The 21151-nt window shown below is 44.1% G+C and carries 20 protein-coding genes and 1 pseudogene; 10 read left to right on the top strand and 11 right to left on the bottom strand.

Annotated elements, in window-relative coordinates; translation table 11 throughout:
* Positions 1-55 precede the first annotated feature (55 nt).
* Together AB4329_RS10960 and AB4329_RS10955 are read right to left on the bottom strand one after the other, a co-directional pair.
* The gene (locus AB4329_RS10960; RefSeq protein ID WP_372138294.1) at positions 56-520 is read right to left on the bottom strand and encodes an acyl-CoA thioesterase; all 465 of its coding nucleotides are present in this window, start codon (positions 518-520) and stop codon (positions 56-58) included.
* Positions 521-669: 149 nt separating this feature from the next.
* Entirely contained in the window at positions 670-2505 is a 1836-nt protein-coding gene (locus tag AB4329_RS10955; RefSeq protein WP_372124900.1) for an ABC transporter ATP-binding protein/permease, read from the bottom strand.
* Positions 2506-3075: 570 nt separating this feature from the next.
* Between AB4329_RS10955 and artP the strand changes: the two genes are divergently transcribed.
* The 10 genes and pseudogenes from artP (at position 3076) to AB4329_RS10905 (ending at position 9736) form a co-directional block, all read left to right on the top strand.
* A complete protein-coding gene (artP, locus tag AB4329_RS10950) occupies positions 3076-3804 on the top strand; it encodes an arginine ABC transporter ATP-binding protein ArtP (protein ID WP_032545343.1) in 729 nt (242 codons plus the stop codon).
* Between the two features lie 120 nt (positions 3805-3924).
* A complete protein-coding gene (locus AB4329_RS10945; RefSeq protein ID WP_004733839.1) occupies positions 3925-4656 on the top strand; it encodes a lysine/arginine/ornithine ABC transporter substrate-binding protein in 732 nt (243 codons plus the stop codon).
* A 3-nt stretch (positions 4657-4659) separates the two neighbouring features.
* Complete coding sequence (gene artQ, locus AB4329_RS10940; RefSeq protein WP_017061822.1) at positions 4660-5346, top strand: arginine ABC transporter permease ArtQ; 687 nt, start codon at positions 4660-4662, stop codon at positions 5344-5346.
* Positions 5343-6011, top strand: a complete 669-nt coding sequence (gene artM / locus AB4329_RS10935; protein ID WP_017087151.1) for an arginine ABC transporter permease ArtM — start codon at positions 5343-5345, stop codon at positions 6009-6011. The genes artQ and artM overlap by 4 nt, the downstream gene beginning before the upstream one ends.
* A gap of 312 nt (positions 6012-6323) precedes the next feature.
* Entirely contained in the window at positions 6324-6764 is a 441-nt protein-coding gene (locus AB4329_RS10930) for a hypothetical protein (protein WP_136974266.1), read from the top strand.
* 492 nt (positions 6765-7256) lie between these two features.
* Positions 7257-7679 carry a hypothetical protein gene (locus AB4329_RS10925; protein ID WP_102428875.1) on the top strand — a complete coding sequence of 141 codons (423 nt, stop codon included), beginning with the start codon at positions 7257-7259 and terminating at the stop codon, positions 7677-7679.
* A 26-nt stretch (positions 7680-7705) separates the two neighbouring features.
* Positions 7706-8157, top strand: a pseudogene (locus AB4329_RS10920) (hypothetical protein).
* A gap of 104 nt (positions 8158-8261) precedes the next feature.
* Positions 8262-8666 carry a DUF1801 domain-containing protein gene (locus AB4329_RS10915; RefSeq protein ID WP_372138292.1) on the top strand — a complete coding sequence of 135 codons (405 nt, stop codon included), beginning with the start codon at positions 8262-8264 and terminating at the stop codon, positions 8664-8666.
* A 194-nt stretch (positions 8667-8860) separates the two neighbouring features.
* Positions 8861-9142, top strand: coding sequence for a hypothetical protein (locus AB4329_RS10910; RefSeq protein ID WP_017059577.1), 282 nt, complete (start codon positions 8861-8863; stop codon positions 9140-9142).
* 78 nt (positions 9143-9220) lie between these two features.
* Positions 9221-9736, top strand: coding sequence for a GNAT family N-acetyltransferase (locus AB4329_RS10905; protein ID WP_171732990.1), 516 nt, complete (start codon positions 9221-9223; stop codon positions 9734-9736).
* A 260-nt stretch (positions 9737-9996) separates the two neighbouring features.
* Here the strand turns inward: AB4329_RS10905 and AB4329_RS10900 are convergent, their stop codons facing one another.
* The 9 genes from AB4329_RS10900 to AB4329_RS10860 form a co-directional block, all read right to left on the bottom strand.
* Complete coding sequence (locus AB4329_RS10900; RefSeq protein ID WP_372138290.1) at positions 9997-10656, bottom strand: sugar transferase; 660 nt, start codon at positions 10654-10656, stop codon at positions 9997-9999.
* A gap of 9 nt (positions 10657-10665) precedes the next feature.
* On the bottom strand, positions 10666-11853 hold the full coding sequence (locus tag AB4329_RS10895) for a glycosyltransferase family 2 protein (RefSeq protein ID WP_017065796.1): 1188 nt from the start codon (positions 11851-11853) through the stop codon (positions 10666-10668).
* Positions 11850-12950 (bottom strand): glycosyltransferase, encoded by a 1101-nt coding sequence (locus tag AB4329_RS10890; protein ID WP_372138289.1) that lies wholly within the window; start codon positions 12948-12950, stop codon positions 11850-11852. Before AB4329_RS10890 ends, AB4329_RS10895 begins: the two co-directional genes overlap by 4 nt.
* Positions 12951-13380: 430 nt before the next feature.
* Entirely contained in the window at positions 13381-14805 is a 1425-nt protein-coding gene (locus AB4329_RS10885) for a GumC family protein (protein WP_372138288.1), read from the bottom strand.
* Positions 14802-15920: a glycosyltransferase gene (locus AB4329_RS10880; protein WP_017070858.1), complete on the bottom strand. Its 1119-nt coding sequence runs from the start codon at positions 15918-15920 to the stop codon at positions 14802-14804. Before AB4329_RS10880 ends, AB4329_RS10885 begins: the two co-directional genes overlap by 4 nt.
* On the bottom strand, positions 15913-16698 hold the full coding sequence (locus AB4329_RS10875; protein WP_372138286.1) for a DapH/DapD/GlmU-related protein: 786 nt from the start codon (positions 16696-16698) through the stop codon (positions 15913-15915). The genes AB4329_RS10880 and AB4329_RS10875 overlap by 8 nt, the downstream gene beginning before the upstream one ends.
* Positions 16699-16790: 92 nt before the next feature.
* The gene (locus AB4329_RS10870; RefSeq protein ID WP_372138285.1) at positions 16791-18167 is read right to left on the bottom strand and encodes an O-antigen ligase family protein; all 1377 of its coding nucleotides are present in this window, start codon (positions 18165-18167) and stop codon (positions 16791-16793) included.
* A 251-nt stretch (positions 18168-18418) separates the two neighbouring features.
* Positions 18419-19525: a glycosyltransferase family 4 protein gene (locus tag AB4329_RS10865; protein WP_017059587.1), complete on the bottom strand. Its 1107-nt coding sequence runs from the start codon at positions 19523-19525 to the stop codon at positions 18419-18421.
* A complete protein-coding gene (locus AB4329_RS10860; protein WP_017059588.1) occupies positions 19506-21017 on the bottom strand; it encodes a sigma-54 dependent transcriptional regulator in 1512 nt (503 codons plus the stop codon). Before AB4329_RS10860 ends, AB4329_RS10865 begins: the two co-directional genes overlap by 20 nt.
* Positions 21018-21151: the final 134 nt, after the last annotated feature.

Genomic DNA, 21151 nt, shown 5'->3' with positions numbered 1-21151 from the left:
GTATTTTAGGACGAGACACTGAAACTTTCTGAATCTTTCTCAACCAACGAATACGTTATTCTGTCACGGCTTCTTGTTTGAAGCATGGGCTTTTCAACGTGTTCATCTTTTCGATTTCATTGGTTAAGCGCAGCGAGAGCAGGGCTTTCTGGTTCGAAGCAAAATCAAACATCACGATAGTCGCAGTGCCAACGGTCGTCAGTTTCTGTTGAGCCTTACTGACAATCGCGTATTCCATGGTGAATCGGTCATCTTGAATATCGGTAACACGTGAGCCGACCATCAAGGTATCTGGATACGTGACTGGGCGGAAATACTTACAGTAAGTGCCACCAAGAACAGGACCAACTTTGGTAATCGCCATCTCTTCCATCAGCTCGACGTGCTTGAAAAAATCTAAGCGAGCGGTTTCGAAATAGCGAAAATATACAGCGTTGTTAACGTGATTGAGTGCGTCCATTTCTCCCCAAGCGACAGGGATTTCTGTTACTACCGGGTAGTCAGATAATAGTGCTTCCATGCGAACTCTCTTATTGTTATGTAGGGATAAGTTGTTATTGGAATAAAAACCCTACCGCTAAATTAACAAAACTGCAACACGTGTGATTCAAGTTTTTGAAGCTCGAAACCACACAATGTCAGTCACTTAGTTACACCTGCACGCAATGGTTAGGCACTAAGGTGTTTGAATTGCAGCTCAACCAAGCGTTGGTACAATTCGCAGCTATTGATGAGAGACTGGTGGTCGCCGATGTCTACTAGCTGTCCTTTATCGAGCACCGCAATCTGGTCGGCGTGTTTAATTGTTGATAATCGATGGGCGATAATGATCGTCGTTCTGCCACGCATTAACTCTTCTAACGCTTGTTGTACGTGATGCTCACTTTCGCTGTCTAGTGCACTGGTTGCTTCATCCAACAATAGAATATTCGGATCTTTCAAGATGGCACGTGCGATAGCAATACGCTGTCTCTGTCCGCCAGAAAGCCTTACACCACGCTCACCAAGAAAGCTGTTGTAGCCATCAGGTAGGTTTTGAATGAACTCGTGTGCGTGCGCTTTCTTCGCCGCTTCGATCACTTGCTCGTCTGTTGCCTGCGGGTTGCCGTAGCGAATGTTATGGAACACATCGTTACTGAACAGAGCAGGTTGTTGCGGTACCAATGCCATCTGCTTTCTTAGCTCGTTAGGATCAAACTGATTCAGTTCAACACCGCCTAATGTGACCTTACCCACTTGTGGGTCGTAGAAACGTTGCAGCAGTTCGAACAGGGTAGTTTTACCTGCGCCAGACGGGCCAACCAGTGCCAACACTTTGCCTTCATGGGCAGTAAGCGTGAGGTTGCTTGTTGCGGGTTGGTCCGGTCTTGATGGATAACAGAAGGTCACATCATCAAATGCAACTTCTGGCGTTACGTTAGCAAGCGAAGTTGGATTCGCAACTGGCGCAACAATATGGCTTTCAACTTGTAGGATCTCGATTAATCGCTCGGTCGCACCTGCCGCGCGTTGCAGTTCACCCATCACTTCAGAAATCGTACCTAACGATGAAGCAACCATAATTGCGTAGAACACAAACGCCGCTAAGTCACCAGCCGACATAGTGCCGTTGATAACATCACTGCCGCCAACCCAAAGCATGCCTGCAATAGCACTAAATACAATCACGATAACGCCAGAAATAAGAATCGCGCGCTGTTTTACACGCTGGCGACCAATCTCATACGCCTTTTCCACTTCTACCGCGAATGATGCTTTCTCTTGCTCTTCTCGGCTGTAGCTTTGCACCGTTTTAATGTGCTCAATTGCCTCACCTGCGTAAGAACCCACATCAGACATCGAATCTTGGCTTTGGCGAGATAGGGCTCTTACACGGCGCCCATAAACAAGGATCGGAATCAAGATAAATGGCACCGAGGCCAATACAATCAACGTCAGCTTAATATTGGTCGCAAACAGCATGATGATTGCACCAATACACATCAACGTGCTGCGCATCGCCATCGAGAACGATGAACCGATGATGCTTTGAAGCAGAGTGGTATCCGTGGTGATTCGCGACATGATGTCGCCACTGCCATTGGTTTCAAAGTAACTCGGGTGCAGCGTCACCACGTGATTGAAAACCGACAGGCGTATATCCGCACTTACTCGCTCACCAACAGAAGAGACCAAATAGAAGCGGAAGAAGGTGCCAATCGAGATCAGCACGACCACCACCATGATGAATTGAATCGCGCTGCCTAAGTCTGACAACGATTGTTGGCTGAAGCCTTGGTCGATAAGAAGACGAATACCGTGTCCGACTGAAAGGGTTAAGCTCGCTGTGAAGATCAACGCGATCAACGCAGCAATAACACGACCTTTATAAGGCTGAATGAATTTACTCAGCTCAAACAAAATACTGAGGCTTTTTTTCTCAGGTTTGGGTTCTGGCGCTTGTTGAGTCGATCGCTGAGTCTGTCGCTGGTTCGAGTCGAGCGTAGAAGAGACATCGTTTTGCATATGACTGCCTTAATGTGTTGTCGCTTTAAAAATAGATGGCTTGTTGCTTGTTGCTTGTTGCTTATGGCTAATTGCTTTATGACTTATTGCCTGTACTGCGCGTTGTTCGCTGGGCAGTAATTGTTGTTGAGAATCGAACCCATTAAAGCATTTATTGCGCTGTGACGCTCCCTAGGAAACTCAATTTCCAATATTTCATCAACACTAAGTGAATAATTCGAAACGACCTTAAAGGAAAACTAAGCATTTTGATCCAGTCAGTTGGATAGGAAACCAAGCTATTTAACCCTAATTTTTATGCAAGTAAATTAGCGTTGATAGGAGAGTGCACACATAAACAAGCAACCGTGCGATGATTTATAAATTGATAGCAAAACGTTTGCTATTTATCTCGATATTAGCTTTATCAATGACTTGTAAGTTTTGGTTGTAAGACCAGTTATAGCGACTGTTTTTTGTGGAATATTTGTTACAAAAATTCAACAAAGTAGTTTTTTATACATTTTTCTTGCATAAAACCTCGGATTGAATAGAATAACCAACAAATGACAATTAATGCAGTATTGTGGCATGAGTATTCAAGTAAAGAGCATCAACAAATCATACGGTGATACCCAAGTTCTTCACGACATCAGTTTCGACTGTGAGAGTGGCGAAACCTTGGTATTGCTTGGCCCAAGCGGCGCGGGCAAGAGTTCATTACTGCGTGTATTGAACCTGCTTGAAATCGCGGACAACGGCGAATTAGACATTGCGAATGAGCAATTCGATTTTTCAAGCCAAATCCAAGAGAAGCAGGGGCTTAAACTTCGTCGTAAAGTCGGCATGGTGTTCCAGCAATACAACTTATGGCCACACATGACGGTGATGGAAAACTTGATTGAAGCACCAACCAAAGTGGCGGGTTTGGATAAGCAAGAAGCGATTAAGCAAGCGCAAGAAGTCCTAAAGACACTTCAACTTGCCGACAAAGCAGACGCTTGGCCACTTCAACTGTCTGGCGGTCAACAACAGCGTGTTGCGATTGCACGTGCGCTGATGATGAAACCGGATGTGTTGTTGTTTGATGAACCAACAGCGGCGCTTGATCCTGAGATCACCAACCAAGTCGTGAGCATTATTAAAGAATTGAGCGGAACGGGCATTACCCAAGTGGTCGTGACGCATGAAGTCGATTTCGCGAAGAAGATTGCTAGCCACGTTCTGTACCTAGAGAAAGGGTACATCGTTGAACACGGCACCAGCGATTCATTCGTTAATCCGCAGACACCTGAGTTTGCCGAGTATCTGACTCATTAAGTAAGTCACTTATTAAAAGAAAGTTGACTCACTAGATCTAGCTAAACACAACATCAATTAAAACAATCAAATTATAAGAATGGCCACAGGCCGCTATCAAACAGTATTCGGAGTAACAAAATGAAAAAGATTCTACTAGCTTCACTTATCGGCCTTGCTTCTTTCAACGCAGCGGCGCAAGAAGAAATCAAATTCGCAATGGAAGCAACTTACGCACCATTCGAATACATGGATGAGAACAACCAAATTCAAGGTTTTGACGTAGACTTAGCAAACGCACTTTGTGAAGAGCTGAAAGCAACGTGTACTTTCCACAACCAAGCATTCGATAGCTTGATCCCTGCACTTAAATTCAAACGTTACGATGCGGCTATCTCGGCAATGGACATCACAGAAGCGCGTCTTAAACAAGTGAACTTCTCTAACGCATACTACGATAACTCTGCAGCATTCATTTCTTTCGAAGGCAAAGTAGCAGACCAAGCAGCACTAGAAGGTAAGCGTGTTGGCGTTCAAAACGGTTCTACTCACCAGAGCTTCCTACTTGAGCAAATGACTGGCGTAACAGCGGTACCTTACTCAAGCTACCAAGATGCATTCATCGACATGAAGAACGGTCGTATCGATTCTGTATTCGGTGACACAGCCGTTGTAGCAGAATGGTTCAAGAAAGAAGACAACCTAACGTACGTAGGCGACCAAGTAACAAACCAAGAGTACTTCGGTAACGGCTTTGGCATCGCAGTAAACAAGAGCAACCAAGAACTTGTAGACCAGCTTAACGTTGCACTTGCAGCAGTAAAAGCGAACGGCGAATACGATAAGATCTTCAACAAGTACTTCGGTAAGTAATTTATGGAATTAACGGGTTACTCTTTAGGGCTCGTCGAAGCAAGCTGGATGACTGTTCAGCTTGCGTTCGTAAGCCTATTGGTTGGATTGGTTCTAGCAGTTTTGTTTGCAAGTGGAGAGATGTCTCGTCGTATTGCAATCAAATGGCCAACGACTGCATTTGTGACGATTGTTCGTGGTTTACCAGAAATTCTGGTCGTACTGTTTATCTACTTTGGTTCGACACAAGTTCTGTTCATGATCACTGGCGATTTCATAGAAGTGAGCCCGTTCTTATCTGGTGTTGTTGCACTGTCACTTATCTTTGCTTCTTACGCTTCGCAAACCTTGCGTGGTGCATTAAAAGCAGTAAGCAAAGGGCAGAGAGAAGCAGCAAGCGCGCTTGGTATTTCTCAGTCTCGTGCATTCTTTCGTATCGTGTTACCTCAAGCGGTAAGACACGCACTACCAGGGTTAACCAACCAATGGTTAGTATTACTGAAAGACACCGCATTAGTATCGCTGATTGGCGTAACAGATTTGCTGAAACAAGCACAACTAACATCCGCTGCAACGCACGAAGCATTTACTTGGTACGCGACAGCAGCAGCAATCTACTTGGTCATCACTTTAATCACACAAAGATTGGTAAAAGTGATTGATGGTAAGTTCTCTATTCAAGGTTTGGGTAACAAAGGGGCAATGGCATGAATCAACAATACCTCTCTCAAATGCTTGAGGGCTTAGCGACCAGTCTGCAACTCACAGGCGCTTCACTGCTGGTTGGTTGTATCTTGTCACTGCTGATGACGGTAACGCTAATCTTAAGAATACCGGCGATTCACTGGTTAACACGTGGCATCATTACGCTGTTCACCGGCACACCATTGTTGGTTCAAATCTTCTTGGTGTATTACGGCCCGGGTCAGTTCGATTGGATTCGTGAAAGCTTCATGTGGACATGGTTAAGCCAACCTTGGTTCTGTGCAATGTTAGCATTAGCTTTGAACACCGCTGCATACAGCACGCTACTGTTCAGAGGCGCATTCAACGCAATTCCAGCAGGGCAGTGGGAAGCATGTCGTGCACTAGGCATGGACAAAGTAGCAACGCTTAAAGTGTTACTGCCATATGCACTACGCCGCGCCGTTCCAGCTTACTCGAACGAAGTGATTCTAGTTTTCAAAGGTACGTCACTGGCAAGCACCATCACCATCATGGATTTGATGGGCTACGCTCAGCGTATCAACGGCCAAACCTACGACACGCTCACCGTGTTCGGCATTGCTGGTGCATTCTACCTAGCAGTAAACGGCATACTAACGCTGATCTTCCGCCAAGTAGAGAAGAAAGCCCTCGCATTCGAAGCCGCATAAGCTAGCCACTCACAAGCTTAACTAACGTATAAAGCCTGCCATTTATGTTCGCATAAATGGCAGGCTTTTTTGTGTTTGGATATTTTTAAGGAGCTGTGTTTACATACAGTATCACAAGGTTTTTCGCTAAATTCATACTAGATGGAAATATTCTGAAATTAGTCATTCAATGAACGTATCTATGTTTTAAGTCACTGAATTGCTGTGATTAATCGTGGTAAATTGCGGTGCATATGAAACTAGATAGATTGACTCTGTATTTAGATGGGGAATTTTTCGGTCTAATAGCTGTTAGCTTTTTTGGAGTTTACTTTGGAACAAAGCGATTTGGATTTAGAAGCTTGGGAAAAAGCTGTTGGGAAAATTGTATGTTCGGTTGCACGGCTCGAAGGTGAGTTGTTACTGAAATATGAAACACATACGGCGCTATCACGCCGCATGTACTTCAAAGATGATAAGTACCTGGAAAATCGTTTTGAACGAGTTAAAGCACTTTATAACTTGGAATGTGGTGCTTCTAATGAGTCTGATGAGCTTTTTACACAGTTTAAAGAGTTGGTCACGTTACGTAATTTAGTAGCACATAACCCCGTGTACTATGAGTCAGCTCAACTGGGGTTTCGTATTACCAATGGTCAGAGTAAAAGTAAGTATATAGGTCTGAATCAAATATCTGAATTAGCAGAAAATGCTTTTGCAATAGGGTTAAAGCTAACTGTACTCTTCAGGGTTTGGGCAAAGAACAAAAGCTAACAAGGCGCTTAAGTCTGATTCGTAAACGCGTGCCAAACTCGCTTCGCTCAAACATGGCACACGTTCACTCACAGCTTAGCTTGGCGTTGATATGACCCCCCTCAGTCAATAAGAGCGTAGAAGTTTCTGCTCCCGCATTTATAGAGCCTTTCTTGTTATTTAAGGGATAGTGTTATCACATAGATGAAGCAAGTAATGTCGTCGGTTCTCATGCTGATATACGTGGATTGCTCATCGTTTGATGAGTAGAGCCTACCTTACTTGTTCCGTCGTAGCACCTGTCTTCAGTCTATGCTCGTGGTTCAATATAGCCGAAGCTATATTGCCTAGCTTGTGTTCTAAGTCTTCCGTTACATTGGGTTTATGAAAGTCTGAGTTGTCCATCGAATAGTCGTGTAACAAGGGCATTTCTCATGCCGTATTTTTGGTAATTAGTTCTTCCTGTCGATTATCGAATTTGTCCTAAACCCACTATTAAGGCAGGGAACCCCAATGAATAGAACGCTATGGTTCGCACTCATTTCGCTTTTGTTTTCAATGACAATGGTATTTTGTACATACAGTTATGGCATAGAGAGCCACGTTGAAGTAATCACACTCACTTTAGTACTGTCGGGCCCTCTGATTTTGACCTTTGCGCTTGTTGTCATTTTTTGTGGCGCACCAGTTATTAACAAGTACAAGTTACTTGGAACCATCGCAATTTGTGTGCATGGATTTACAGCCTCACTGCATGTGCTGTGGAACGGTTTTATGTTTGTCGATGTGATTAATAAACAAGGCTTAGGTCCGGGACAAGGTTATTCTGGTTTGATACTTTGGGTTGGTAGTATCAAGGCGATGCTACTTGGTTTGGTTGTGGGAGTATGCCTGCATTACTTGCTACGATTTTTTAGAAAGGCGGCAGTAAGATAACTGTTGGCTAGTTAGTGGATTGTTCGTTGTCTATAGGAGTTGCCACTGTGTTTTATAGTAAGGAATCCAACAAGGGATTGCTGCTTATCCTCGTTGCGATAAGTGCTTTCATTGTCGTTACCTCTGATAATAACCCCGGGACATTAATCGCTCACGCCATCAATGGTTTAATTGCTTTGCTCTTTTTCTCCATGACAATTGAGGTCAAAGACAATGTACTAAGCTGGTATTTCGGCTTTGGTTTTTGGCGTAAGAATGTAGACGTGTCAGACATTATAGAGACATCGTTCTATCAAAGTAAGTGGTATCAAGGTATTGGCATCCGAATGCTGAGCGATGGCTGGTTGTATAATGCATCAATAGGTTCAGCGCTGAAGTTAAGCTTAAGTAATGGAAAGCATGTTTACATTGGTTGTAAGGATAAGGACGGTTTAAAGCTGGCCTTGAAACCGCTAACGAACAGATAACTCAAAAGTAATTTATGAGGCTTGGCACTTTTCGTTTTAAGTTGGGCTAATGTTTAAGGTTCTATGCTTTAAGTGAGCTGCACTTTAATATCACAACAAATGAATCGGAGGTTGAATGGACCAAGCAATCAAAACACATTTCGATCAGTATCCCGATGATGTTCGAGCTCGGCTTGAAGAGTTGCGTTCATTAATCTTAGAGCTTTGCTCTGATTTGGATTTAGGTGAAGTCGAAGAGTCTCTGAAATGGGGCGAGCCGAGTTACAGCGTTAAGACGGGCAGTCCAATTCGAATCGACTGGAAATTAAAATCACCAAACAAGTATTACTTGTTCTTTAACTGTCAAACAAAGCTAATCGATACATTCAGAGAATTGCACGATGGCACATTGGTATTTCAAGGTAATCGTGCAATCGTCTTGAAACTGACTGAACCACTTCCCAAGGCACCAATCAAGCAGTGCTTGGAGTTAGCCTTAACTTATCAGCAACGAAAACATCTCCCACTTCTTGGCGCGTAGTTCTTATATGTTGTCATTATATTTCTTAAACAGGTTTTCTGTGTTCTAGCTATCACTCTTTAAAGTGCTAAGACTGTACCATCTTGATTAGTATCAAGAGGCTAGGGAATCTCTATAACCAACGCTGATTGTATTGCTTACCGTTTAAAAAGGTGTTCTAGTCACCTTGTATTTCAAACTTAAAAGGAAGTTGTATGAATTTAGATAAAGCCAAAAAACGTATCGCAAAGCAGGTTAAAAAAGGCGACCACGGATACCCAAAAATCACGTTAGCGTACTACGGGACGACCAAAGATCTCGCAACGGAAGTCGCGGTTCAATTTATGCTGGGTGAGGGCGATGGTGTTCAAGAAGAGCGTTTTTCTTGTGAAACCGAAATCCGAGATAATGAATTAGTTCAAACGACGTTACTCAAGATAATCGAGCGAGCAAATGTTAACTCAGTGATTGAAGTTGAAGGCGTGGCTGTTCTTTAGTTTGCTTTAGCCTGGAAACGAAGCCAACACGAGAACTCAGGTGTATAATCCACATTTTTATCGAATTAGGCAGGACACATGGCGATCTCGTTTGAAACTCAAAGACTAAAAGTAGAAGAAGTCGCAGGTGAACTTACTGTTCCTGAACGTTCGGCTCTGCTTGAGCGAGTACCTGGCATTCTAATCCCGTCAGTCGTTGAAAACCTTCCACCATACTTTCACGGTATTGTGTCAGGTGAGCTGGCTGAAATTTGGCTCGACCGAATGTTGTCGGGGAGCCGCTTACTTCAAGTGAAATCCAACGATAATCAATTGATTGGTTTTCTGTTCGCTTATGTAGAAGACGAAAGTGATGCTCATATTGGCTACTTGCTTGCAGAAGAGTTCTGGGGCAAGGGTTTAGCGAGTGAGCTACTGAAGGGTTTCATCACAGAAGTCGCTAAAATGGAGTCATGGTCAACACTGATTGGCGGTGTCGATCGTTCAAACATAGCCTCTGCCAACTTACTTAAAAAGCTAGGTTTTGTTGAGCAAGCCTCTGACGAAAGTGCCGTGGTTTTCTATGAATATAAGCTTTCTCGTCTTAACTCTTAATTATTAACTCTGAGCTCTTAACTCTCAGTTCTCAATTTCTAATCCCTATCTCAAGCCATATCTGCGTTATACATTCATTGCCAATGTTTACGCCAATTGATAGGGAAGAAACCTTATTACACCATTCAACTGAGAACCGAGAGCAGCGAGTCTAGTTAACGTGGGCTAATTCGGCACTCTGTGTTTCATTAGCGACTTTCCAATCGCCCCCTAAGGCTTTATAGAAAACAGGCTTTGTATCCACATTAGACCATACTGGTTTAGCGACCTCGACCATCTACCATTACGATGATTGTTTTAGAGATGATGCTGAGATCAGTGGCAATCCAAGACTTAACCGAACATAGGCTTAGTGCATAACTGTGGTCAAAACCTACTTTACGACGTACATCATCAATACAGGTGTCGTAACCTTGATTTACTTGTGCAAGCCCTGTAATACCAGGCATTACACCGTATGTGCGGTCGGCAAAGTAAGGAATTTCGTTCTCTAGTTTGGTGTAAAAAGTAGGGCGTTCAGGGCGCGGGCCAATTAGAGACATTTCACCTTTCAGTACATTGATCAGTTGTGGCAGTTCATCAAGACGTGTCTTTCTCAAAAAGCGGCCAACAGGCGTGATTCGTGGGTCATTCGCGGTAGCCCAAACTGCACCAGAGCGAGTTTCTGCATCCTCGTACATGCTACGGAATTTCATGATCTCAAAGATTTCCATTTTCTCCGGTGTCGATTTACCAACGCGCAATTGACGGTAGAAAATAGGGCCACGAGAAGTGAGTGCAATCGCCATCGCAATCAACGGAAATACGGGCGCTAGCAAAATCAAAGCAATCAGTGAGCTTACAAAATCGAAAGTACGTTTAGCACGTGAGATTTTGTATTGGTATAGGTTTTGGGTAGATAGCTGTTCGATGTTCATCATAATAAGTCCTTAATGATTTGCTCGTGTCCAAGGTGAGTTTTCTAGTCCGATTAGGTAACGAATGCCACCAATGAAGTTGGCGTAGTGTCCAACTATCAAATAAGAGATTAATGAAATAGGTTTGTTTACTAGACGCTTTGGCAAGATGCAGCCAAGGACGCCAATGGTATAAACGGCAACTTGAGCCCATAACAGTGCTTCAAATACCAAGTAGTTGCTAAGTAAGATTGAGCACACTAAGCAAACAATCATTAAATATGGAGTGAGTAGGCGAAGCCCTTTTCCGGAGAAGAACGCAAACGCGATGCCTTTGAACTTCGGGCTGAACAAGCCAAACAATCGAATCGCTTGTTGCATGTTGCCCGCTGAAATACGAAGTCTTCTTTTGAAATCTGTTTCTAGGTTCGATTCTTCTAGCTCCAGTGCCACCATTTGTGTTTCGTATTCTGCGATGTAACCTTGTTTAACGATTTGCATCGGTAAGATGAAATCATCATTAATAGTGTTGAGTGGAAGCAGTTCAAACAGGTGTGTTCTAAACAAGTAGAAAGCGCCATGAGAACCCAAGCTAGAACCTAACGAAGCCTCAGACTCTTTAACCGCGGTTTGGTACTGCCAATACGTGTTTTCGCCTTCATTGCCTGTTGGACAAAGTTGATACGTTGCGTTTACCACTCCAACCTTGTCACTTTCAAAATGAGCGGCAGCTATAAGCAAAGCATCCAATGAAATAAGGGCAGAAACATCACTCATCGCCGTGATATCACTGGTTATACGTGTCACTTCTTCATTAACAACCGCGACTTTACCTCGGTTTACTTGATGGTCATGTATCTCAAAATAGACATCACTGCACATCGCTTCTTGTATGGTCATTTGTGCAATGGCGACTGTGTTATCAGTGCAACCATCGCAAGCGATAATGACTTCCAACTTCTTTTTTGGGTAATCGAGTGAAGCAAGGTTACGAATCTTGTCTGCGATCCACTGTTCTTCGTTAAATGCAGGAACAAGAACGGTGATGGTCGGCAACGTGCAATCTTGCTGTTCCTCTTTGTAGCAACGATGACTCTCTTCAACTTTGCGTGCGGGGTGGCTTTTCGCATACCAACGCAGTAACAAAGGGTAGGCTGCGTGATGATAGACAATCAACGCACCTGAAAACAAACAAAGTCCCGCAAGCAACCAATCAATCATGCGTAAGCTCCTTCTGATATATCGTTGTAAGACGAAACCATTTTGATGATGTCGAAGTTTTCGAGTACGTAACGACGAGGTGACAAAAAGCGTTCATTTTGCTTTTCTAATAGCGCACTAGCTAACCCCACAATGCTGCCGCTTTTGACGAGGGCGCCGCTGACTGGACATAAGGTTTCATCGACGGCACCAACGTCCATTGCGACGGTTGGAATATTGCATGCTTGAGCTTCAAGTGTAGAAAGCGGCAGCCCTTCGTGGCGTGAAGGTAGGCAGAACGTATCCAACGCTCCGTAAAACGTGGTCATGTCTTCAACTAAGCCAAGAAAGATGACTCGGTCACTCAGATTCAAGCGGCTAGTCAGTTGCTCTAGTTGATTGCGTTTAGTACCGCCGCCAGCCAATGCGACAACCATGTTTGCAGGTAAAAGAGTCAGTGCTTTAATAAGTTGGTCTTGGCCTTTGACATGTTCTAGTCGACCTGCACAACCGATGATGTGTTTGTCTGTCGGCAGGTTTAGTTTTGCTCTCGCGTGTTCTTTCGACATTGGCTTAAACTTCTCACAATCAACGCCATTTTTGATGGTAATGATGTTCTCATAAGAAAAAGCAGTGCGTAGTTGGTTATAAACACGTGTCGCGTCGGCAACTAACGTTGGTTGAGCAGCTTTTAAAGCAAGCGCTTGTAATCGACGACGTTTGTTGTTGTTCAGATGCCAAGCGTCATGTTCGGTATGGATTCGAGTTGGAACCCCGGTTACGCGAGCGGCATAACCAGCGTATAACAGTGGGCCAATATGATGGGTATGAACCACATCAGGGCGAATCGCGTTGAAGGCTTTAATTAGCTTAATAATGATATTGAATTGTACGCCTGATGCTTTATCCAAAAAGACGATTTGCTTTTTGTATGGCTCTAGCTTCGGCCAGTTGTTTATAGACTCTTGTTTAGTACCCTCTAAACTGACAATCAACACTTGGTCTGTTGGTTTAGCAAGGCGGAGCAAATCCAGAGTTAGGGTTTCTAATCCACCCGGTGCAAGGTGCTGAACAACGTGTATGATCTTTTTGCCATGCTTCGTTAAATGCGTATTCATAGTTTGGACCCTGCCTTTATAATTGTTGTTTCGCCTTTCTGACGTTTCTCTTGAAGTAACTTCTTTAAAACGTTTAACTACACAAGGAGATTGCAGGAGTTGTGCCAATTAAATAACCGTTATTTTTCAGTTGCTTAGGTTATTTAATTCTAGGGCAGTTTTCATTTCTCAAAATGGGAATCAAAACAAAATACAATTGAATGGCAGTTTGAATCATAGGGCTTGGGTAAATCGAAAGTAGCATTAGAACTTGGGGCCTTAAACAAACACAACGCCAACCGAGTGTTGGCGTTTTGCTCTAGGATGCACGAAGCTTGGAAACTAGAAAACTAGAAAGCTAGAAAGCTAGAAAGCTAGAAAGCTAGAAAGCACGAAGCTAGGAAATTAGAAAGCTGTGAATCTAGCAAGTCAAAAATGGCTTTGAGGCTGACTAGCTCATTTTAGGGATCACCGTTATCACAGGGACACCCAAGATATCTTCGATTTCGTCTTTGCGTTTGATTGAAGAATCAAACAGTTCAAACAATACCGCTAAACCAATACCCAAACCGATACCTGCAACGAATCCAGCCAGAATAAAAACAAAAGTCGGCATGTTAGATTTGACACTCGGTGTGAAAGGCAAATCGATAATCTTCACACGTTTGTTTTGCTCGAATACACCAAGCGAACCCGTTAGTTGAGCCATTTCATAACGCTCTGTCAGTTCATCATATAGTTGACGTTTGATTTCAACTTGACGTTTAAGGCGGTACATCTCTTTTGCATTTTCGCCGAAGTTATTGGCCTTGTGTTCTAATTCGAAAATCATAGTTCGAAGGCTTTTGGTCTCTTCAGTTAAAGACTCAAAGCGAGCACGAACCAGCTGTAGGCTGTGTAATTGAGTGACCAGAAGAGGTTGGGTATCAGAAAGTTTGTTCAGTGTCGTACTACTTGCGATGTCCCAAAGCTGGTCGCTGTTCATCGTTGGCTGGGTTACCTCGAGCAAACTCTTACGTTCATTCTCTAGTCTGTCTAGCTCACGCACTTTAGCTTGCACAGCACTGTGCTTGTCCGTGTATTTAGCTTGTAACAAGGTAAGGTCGCTACGAATGTCGATGATCTGGTCTTCTAATTTACCGATCACAGGGTTGGTTCTTGAAAGTTGTTGGTCGATTGACCCTAAACTTTTTTCGACACCCGATAACTCGGCCTCTTTTTCTGCCAGTGTTTGTTTGAGTGAAGCTAAGCGATTCAAACTTTGGCTCTGTACCTCAGGCGTCGAATGAACATTCTCATTCATGTATGCAGCTAGCGCTTCTTCTGCTTCTGCAAGCTCTGCGCTACGTTTGTCGATATGGATTTTCAAGAAGTTACTTGAATCTTCAATCGATGAACGTTCCGGTGCAAGTAACTGTTCAATGAAATGTTCACTTACCGAGCGCAGCGTAGCTTCCATTCCATTTGGTGTGTTCGACGTTAGACTTATCTTTAGAAAATCTTTTCCAAGCTGAGTCACCGTTAGACGTTGAGACAGGTTAGTAATGATCTCTTGTTTCTCAATTTCAGGCATATCTGGCGTGGTTAATTGCAGTTCATCAGCGACCGAGTAAAGCACATGTCGACTGTGAAGCAGTGTTCTCAATGCGTTAAGTCGATCTTTGAGCATCGTCGAAACGGCAATGTCTTCCAAGAATGGATTCATCTTGGCCGTTTCTTGAATCAACATACTGGTATGCGCGTCATATTTAGTTGGAGCCAACTTGCTCACACCAAAGCCTACAAAGGGCAAAATAAGCATTGGCAGAACGATAACGTAGCGTTGGCGCCACATCGCATTGATGATGACTAATAACCGCAATTTCAGATTATTCATAATAGCTCCAACATCCAATGTACGAAGTTACCACGGTTCTGCCAGCTCTCTTGTTCGACGACAGAGATAGGTGAGTTGCTTAGCTCGCGTGCATGATCAAGCGCCCAAATCATTTGGTTGGCACTGCCAACCGTGGTTACGTGCCCTTGATATGGAACCAAAGCAGGGAACGGTGTTGTGATAATGGGTGTGCCCGCCGCAAGGTATTCCATTAGTTTGAGTGGGCTACACGCTCGGATCTGCTCGTTATCAACAAACGGCAACAAGCTCACATCCCAGTGTTGAGAATAGCTTGGTAGCGTGTGGTGTGGACGAGGGCCAAGGTAATGTACGTTACTCAACTTAGGCAGCATGAGCGTATCAAGCTCGTTTGGACCTATGAAAACAAAGTCCCATTCCGGCATCGCATTCGCAACATGATCAATCATTTCATAATCAAGCCACTTAGAAAGGCTGCCATAAAAACCAGCAATAGGGCGGTGGTTGCTTGGTAAATCTTTTGCTCTTGGTGCGGGTGTTGAAAATAGGTCTACGTCGACACCATGTGGTAGCAAGTGCGCTTTATGCTTTGGAAATTTACCCATCAATTTTTTGCTAGCCGCGAATATAAGCGTTGATTTTTCGATTAGCTCTGATTCGTGCTGTGCAACGGTATCATGATCAACACCAGCCAGCGCGCTAAAATCATCACCGCAGTAATAGACCACAGAAGACTCGCCTAAGTGTCCGCACAAATCAACAGCGGTCGGAAGAGAAGTCCATAGGATAGGCGCGTTAAGATTAAGCTCTGCAATAACCGGTTTTAGTTGGTGCAACATCATTTGCTGAGCCAACTTTCTAGAAAATTTAGAAGCAGGCGCAGGGATTGTCTTTAAGTTAACGATAGTAATGTTGTCGTGTCCCTCAGAGTCGAGCATGTTTTGAGTTACGGCCTTGGTTTTACCAAACAACTTGTTGAACGCTCGGTTTGCATCTTTAGCGGACAGCTTCGGTTGTCTTAAGCCAATTGAGTTGACCCATAAGACTTTGTGCTGCTTAGCAAGGTGACGAACTAAATGTTGAGTCGATGAAGGTAGGCCACCAAAGTCTTCACCAAATACGATTAAATCACGCATGGTCACCTCCATGAGTCTCTAACGAATCGAACATATCGGATTCTGTCACTTCAACGGGTTTGATGTGACCGACAACTCGAGCTGGGTTGCCACCTGCGATTGCGAAGGCAGGAATATTCTTTGTTACTACGCTGCCTGCGGCTATTACGGCACCTTCGCCGATGGTTACGCCACCTTTAACCGTCACATTCGTGCCCAACCAAACATCGGGTTCAAGAATGATGTCACCGATTTGCTGAGGGTCGTCACCTTCACCTAGCGCTCGGCGTTTTGCATCAAGCGGGTGTCCAGAGTATCCAAATAGAAAAGCGCCGCCTGCGATTCGTACGTTGTCAGAGATAACCACTTTACCTCCAACAGCGATAGTCGACTGCCAACCAATGTCGACGTTATTGCCAATCGACAATAGTGGGTGTTCCAAGCCTTCAAGTTGTTGAGTACAACCAGAGAATGTCGTGTGGCCAGAGATACGGCAGTTGTCGCCAATCGTAATTTGCACCGGACCGCTGACGAAAGGCAGTCCACCATACAAATACAGGCGTTTGCCACATTGAGCCACACGACCTTTGAAAGCCGGAGTCCAGTAGAAGAATCGCGTAAAGCCAGAAACCAGATTCACCACTAGCTTGTGCGCTTGATATAGACAGCGATTAAATAGTTTAGGGGTAGGTAGCTCTGCGCTTCTGATGTCTTTCAAAATGAAAAACACATTTCTAATTCGAGAATTAGGATGAAACTTAAGCCAATGTTTGAATTGATGTATAGATACTGACGTCATAATGAAAATCCTCTTTTTTGTTATATAGAAGTACTTTCATATATTGTGCCATTTAATAAATATAATACTTTCAATAGGTTAAAATGTGACTTTTAGGTTTTCTCATTTTGACAGGCAGTTTGAGATACGTTTGAGACGCAAACTGTGAGTGCTGCGAGGATATAAATCGGCCAGTTGAAGCCTTGAGTCAAAAATGTACCCGACACGATTGTTCCAATCAGACCGGCATAGATCGCATAGGCGACCGCGTTGAGTTCGGGTGCGATTTCTGTGGTCGAGTTTTTTAATCTCGCGAGCGTAGAACGAGAGGTTTTGATCAAAGAAACGATAAGGCAGACAAAAATGATCAGACCAATAAAGCCTGTTTCTGCTAATACACCAAACCAAGTACTGTGAACGGCGTGATTAAGTCCGTCCCAGTGCGAACTATAAAAGAAGTAGTTCGAGAAGAAGTTGTTCAACCCTACGCCGGTCAGTGGGTTCTCAACTGCCATTTTTACTGCCGCTTCCCAAGCATAGATTCGCCCCATTGCAGATTCATCGATGCCTTGTTCAGCTGCACCACCAGAAGACCTGTCTGAGATCCCAGCAACCAAGTAGAGCACGACGGCCGCGACAGTTCCTACGGAGATTAAGAGGACTTTAGAGCGCACTAGCTTCCACGCAAAAATACCAATCACCGCAATACAACCCAGTAATCCGCCACGGCTTTGAGTGGCAATAATGGCGGTGAGCAGTAACAGACAAACTAAGGCACTGATTAAACGTTTGGATCGTGAGATGCCAGTCGTGGTGGCTTGGCTTATTGTAAAGGCGAGTGGGAACATCAGTACCAGTGCTAGGTCGTTCGGGTCACCTAACATAGAGCCAAAATCTCGGCCAATAGTCACGCGTGAGCCCTCGACAAGCCCAATACCATTTACTGAGTTGTACACGGCAATAGAGCTGACTAAAGCGCCAGCGTAGATAATCGTCATCGCGGTTTTTGCGAGATTTTCAGTGGTGTTTACTAGCCAAGTAATCGCAAGCGTCATCACGATAATTTTCCAATAAACGCCCTTGAATTCTGCTAGTGCTATTGGCCTGTTGGACGCGAAGATAATACCAATGAAAACCAATACCCAAAATATGGCGAGCCAATTTAAACAAGGGTGCCAGAAGATTTTAAGCTCTTTACTAATTAATGCATGCCAGAGCAAAGCTGACAGTGCTCCTAGTGAAAGCATCAGCGGTATTTTTAACGAATAGAGCTGAGGTACGGCTTCGTGAATTCGGAAAAATGAAAAGACAACGAACAATAGAACTAACCAGAATGTCTTGTTTAACACGAATAACCCGGCTAATGGCACAAGAGCGAGCGCCACAATGACAGCAGGATGAGGCACAAAGTACCAAACAACACCAAGCCCAACACACAAGGTGCTGATCGTGATGATGACTGGCAATCTATTGGCTTCAGGGTTGACCATTGTGACCTCTATTGGCAAATAAACTCTTTAGGACTCGGCTCGCAATCTTTTTAGACGTAGTTACGCCTGATGTTAAAGATTGCAAAGTGAGTGCCAGTTATGCATTTTGTTTAACTTACTGATTTAATGTTGGATTATTAAGTGAGGGCGTAGCCTTGAGGTGAGTTTTGTCATTTTGAGAATCAGTATAAAACTGACTAAAGTACTTAAATCATCAAGCCCAAATAACCAGTTATCGACTAAGGCTAGAATTAACGGTCAAGTTGATAGATTTCCAACAACTGCGGGACAACGGCTTGTGGAGAGTATTGGTTTTTCACGGTTTCTATCGCGTGACTCTTGAGAGAGTCACGCTGCTCGTTCGTCAATGACATCCACAAAGATAAAAACTGTTCTAGCTCAGCTTCTGAATTTGCAAGGTAGCCGTTAACTTGATGCTCGATGAGTTGAGGCAAGTTACCAACTGAGGTGGCGAGAACGGGAATGCCACGAATCATGGCTTCTAATGCCGCCATAGGTAAGCCTTCAAAGCGAGAAGGGATGATTAACAGATCGATTTGGCTCCAGACGTCGTCCATATTGGTCTGATGCCCATGAAAGGTCACATTATCAGGCTGCGATTTAACTAAGATGTCCATTTCTGGCCCGTCACCAAAAAGCTCAAACCGAACATCAGGAAACTGTTTGGCTAATGCAACAAATCGATCAGGCGCTTTTTCATGGCTCAATCGCCCCACAAAACCAACATGGAATGGGCTTGATGAAGGGGAGCTTGTTAACCCGGTTGGCATTTTAACAAAGTTATTCAATTGATGGGTTTGACTCGGCACTTTCGCTTTAATCTTTTCACTGACCACGAGCGACTGATCAGAAAGAAAACTGCTGTAACGGTCGAGCCAATCATAAAGCCATACTTTGCCTGTTGGGGTTTCACCTGCGTGATAAGTGGTGATTTGCTTTGTGTTGTTGAAACGAGGCGGAAGCTTGATTAACTTGCTGACCAAACTGGCTTTGTAACCATGAGCATGGATAAGCCTTGGTTGATAATGTTGAACTGCACGTTTCAGCTGTGTCGCGCTATTGCCATTTGAATCTACAGAACATGAGGCTAAATCGGAGAGGTAACTAAAAGGGATGTTCAGCGCATTCAACTTTTCAACGATGATCGCTTCAGGATTAAACTTAGTCAAAAGAACGATACGAACAGCCTCTGAATACTGAGCGCTTTCCGATATCAGGCCTTGTGCTAATTCTAAAACATGCGTTTCTATGCCTCCAAAAGTTTGGCTGTCGATCAACAGCCAAATCTCATGAAGGTTTATGTCGAGTACACCTTGGTTAGGCTTGATTGTACTCATCTTCCGATTCCCAAGCCTGTTTCTTACGATAAACAGTAGAAGGGCTAAGTTCTAACAGCACAGCAGCGTTTAACACATTCCCATCGCAATGATTGATGGCATGTTGAATGGCTTCACGTTCTATTTGCCACATTGGACGAATAGCACCTTCGCTTGTGGTAAATGCAGGCGTCATCGGCTCATTGTGAGCTTGAGCAACTGACGATTGTTCCAACTCTTCCGGAGTAATCGGTGGCAACTTAGCTTCTGGTGCTTCAACAACTGCAGGTTGAGGCGCAGTTACTCGAATTGGTGTCACTGATTTAGATGATGGAGCGGCATCTACTTTATTAATCGGAGGCGGTAACATGTCTTTAGTCACGCTCGTTTCATTGTTCAACACCACGATGTTACGGATGATGTTTTGCAACTGACGCACATTGCCTGGCCACGCATAACGTTTAAGTAGATTCTGCGTTTCTTTGTCTATTGATTTGAACTTCTTCTTGTCTTGCTTCGCGTACAGTTTCAAGAAGTGATTAGATAGGGTGACAATGTCACTTCCTCGTTCACGAAGCGGTGGCATTTCGATAGGCACAACGTGAACACGATAGTAAAGGTCTTCTCTAAAACGTCCTTCTTCTACTTCAACCAGTGGATCGCGGTTGGTCGCACAGATAATTCTGACATCCACTTTAATCTCGCGGTTGCCACCGAGTGGAGTAAACGTACCAGTTTGCAAAAATCTGAGGAGCTTCTTCTGCATCTCCAGTTCCATTTCACAAAGCTCATCGAGAAATAGGGTACCGCCATGCGCTTGCATTGCTGCACCTTTCCGGTCGGTTGTCGCACCGGTAAACGCACCTTTAACGTGACCGAAGATTTCACTCTCCATTAGGTCTCGAGGGATAGCGCCGCAGTTAATGGCCACGAAGGGTTTACCATTACGCTGACTCTCTTGGTGAATCGCTTCCGCACACACTTCTTTACCTGTACCACTTTCGCCGTTAATAAACACGCTGGCAGTGGTTGGTGCTACCGAATCAATGATCTTGTAAACCGCCTGCATGGGTAGGCAAGAGCCAATGAAATTATGAAAACGATCACGATCGAATTTGCTTTGCATGTTATCGACGAGGTTTTCGAGTTTCGCTCTTTTTAGATGCAAGCTAACAGAGGTCTTGAGTCGATCGGCTTGAATGGGTTTCTCTAAGAAGTCTTCTGCACCGCGTTGGATAAGGTCTACCGCGATGTTTACTGAACCATGCGCTGTCGCGATGATGACAGCGGTCGGTATTTCGTTAGCAGTAATCCAATCTAAGACTTCTTCGCCTGGCATGTCAGGAAGCTTAAGGTCGAGAATCACAAGCTGTGGAGAGTGCCTTTCAATGAAGGTCTTAGCTTCCGCGCCGGTTTCGACGTGGAAAATATCATAGGGCTCGTCTTTTACGTACTGCTTGTAGAGTACGGCGAGTGAGGTGGAGTCTTCAACTAACAATACCTTAGGGCGCATTGTGTATTCCTTTTGAAACTTTATCCTAACCAATCAATAACATAGTGATATGCAACCATCAATACGAGTCTTGTGTATTTGTTATCTACCACATGCAATCTTTTAAGAAGCGGCCTGTATAACTTCTCGCATTG

Source organism: Vibrio sp. 10N.261.54.A5, from assembly GCF_041471145.1.
GTDB classification, from domain to species: domain Bacteria; phylum Pseudomonadota; class Gammaproteobacteria; order Enterobacterales; family Vibrionaceae; genus Vibrio; species Vibrio crassostreae_C.
The sequence above is the reverse complement of the archived record's forward strand: the minus strand, read 5'-3'. Positions and strand labels throughout refer to the sequence as shown.

What these genes read in the sequence shown, in the direction of transcription:
- AB4329_RS10960 (WP_372138294.1), bottom strand. Translation starts at nt 520, where the DNA reads ATGGAAGCACTATTATCTGACTACCCGGTAGTAACAGAAATCCCTGTC.
- AB4329_RS10955 (WP_372124900.1), bottom strand. Translation starts at nt 2,505, where the DNA reads ATGCAAAACGATGTCTCTTCTACGCTCGACTCGAACCAGCGACAGACT.
- artP (WP_032545343.1), top strand. Translation starts at nt 3,076, where the DNA reads ATGAGTATTCAAGTAAAGAGCATCAACAAATCATACGGTGATACCCAA.
- AB4329_RS10945 (WP_004733839.1), top strand. Translation starts at nt 3,925, where the DNA reads ATGAAAAAGATTCTACTAGCTTCACTTATCGGCCTTGCTTCTTTCAAC.
- artQ (WP_017061822.1), top strand. Translation starts at nt 4,660, where the DNA reads ATGGAATTAACGGGTTACTCTTTAGGGCTCGTCGAAGCAAGCTGGATG.
- artM (WP_017087151.1), top strand. Translation starts at nt 5,343, where the DNA reads ATGAATCAACAATACCTCTCTCAAATGCTTGAGGGCTTAGCGACCAGT.
- AB4329_RS10925 (WP_102428875.1), top strand. Translation starts at nt 7,257, where the DNA reads ATGAATAGAACGCTATGGTTCGCACTCATTTCGCTTTTGTTTTCAATG.
- AB4329_RS10915 (WP_372138292.1), top strand. Translation starts at nt 8,262, where the DNA reads ATGGACCAAGCAATCAAAACACATTTCGATCAGTATCCCGATGATGTT.
- AB4329_RS10910 (WP_017059577.1), top strand. Translation starts at nt 8,861, where the DNA reads ATGAATTTAGATAAAGCCAAAAAACGTATCGCAAAGCAGGTTAAAAAA.
- AB4329_RS10905 (WP_171732990.1), top strand. Translation starts at nt 9,221, where the DNA reads ATGGCGATCTCGTTTGAAACTCAAAGACTAAAAGTAGAAGAAGTCGCA.
- AB4329_RS10900 (WP_372138290.1), bottom strand. Translation starts at nt 10,656, where the DNA reads ATGATGAACATCGAACAGCTATCTACCCAAAACCTATACCAATACAAA.
- AB4329_RS10895 (WP_017065796.1), bottom strand. Translation starts at nt 11,853, where the DNA reads ATGATTGATTGGTTGCTTGCGGGACTTTGTTTGTTTTCAGGTGCGTTG.
- AB4329_RS10890 (WP_372138289.1), bottom strand. Translation starts at nt 12,950, where the DNA reads ATGAATACGCATTTAACGAAGCATGGCAAAAAGATCATACACGTTGTT.
- AB4329_RS10885 (WP_372138288.1), bottom strand. Translation starts at nt 14,805, where the DNA reads ATGAATAATCTGAAATTGCGGTTATTAGTCATCATCAATGCGATGTGG.
- AB4329_RS10880 (WP_017070858.1), bottom strand. Translation starts at nt 15,920, where the DNA reads ATGCGTGATTTAATCGTATTTGGTGAAGACTTTGGTGGCCTACCTTCA.
- AB4329_RS10875 (WP_372138286.1), bottom strand. Translation starts at nt 16,698, where the DNA reads ATGACGTCAGTATCTATACATCAATTCAAACATTGGCTTAAGTTTCAT.
- AB4329_RS10870 (WP_372138285.1), bottom strand. Translation starts at nt 18,167, where the DNA reads ATGGTCAACCCTGAAGCCAATAGATTGCCAGTCATCATCACGATCAGC.
- AB4329_RS10865 (WP_017059587.1), bottom strand. Translation starts at nt 19,525, where the DNA reads ATGAGTACAATCAAGCCTAACCAAGGTGTACTCGACATAAACCTTCAT.
- AB4329_RS10860 (WP_017059588.1), bottom strand. Translation starts at nt 21,017, where the DNA reads ATGCGCCCTAAGGTATTGTTAGTTGAAGACTCCACCTCACTCGCCGTA.